The organism is Vibrio sp. 2134-1 (assembly GCF_033339495.1).
In genome coordinates this window covers 1-502 of the sequence record NZ_JAWOUS010001030.1, presented here as the reverse complement: position 1 = coordinate 502, position 502 = coordinate 1, and the positions used below count along the sequence as shown (strand labels likewise).

2 pseudogenes are annotated in these 502 nt (G+C 43.4%); both read left to right on the top strand.

Features of this window, described 5'->3' with window-relative positions:
* Positions 1–189: pseudogene (locus R7R78_RS29870) on the top strand (DUF1566 domain-containing protein); the annotation flags it as partial.
* Position 190: 1 nt separating this feature from the next.
* Positions 191–502, top strand: a pseudogene (locus R7R78_RS29865) (DUF1566 domain-containing protein); the annotation flags it as partial.

Sequence of the window (502 nt, the reverse complement as noted above, 5' to 3'; positions counted from 1 at the left end):
CAGGCGTTTACCTTTACTGAAAATGACAAGGTAAAAACGCCCGAGTACTTAAGAATGCCGTTGGTAACGGTTCGAGGTGCCGACCGTGGACAATCTAGCTCGATTGAGATTTATTCCGATAAAAAAGATCCAACAGCTGATGATTCATACCAATTTCCAATTCGTCTAGTTGCTGAGAAAGGAGAGTAAGATGAAAAAACTTATTACCGCATTATCTCTTGTACTTGTTTCTTACGCGTCGATGGCCGCTCAGGAATGCTCTTTGGATTTTGTGAAGTCAGCGCCGAATTCTCGCTACTTATACTCTGATCTAGGTGTTGTAACTGATTTGAAAACAGGACTCACTTGGATGCGCTGCCCAGTTGGCATGACATGGGATATGGCTCAAAAAGCGTGTTCTGGGGAAGCTCAAAAAGTAACATGGCAAAACGCACTGCTTACTGCGGAGCAAATTCGGAATGCCTCGGGCAACCATGTACTACACAATTTTGCAGATAAAAAA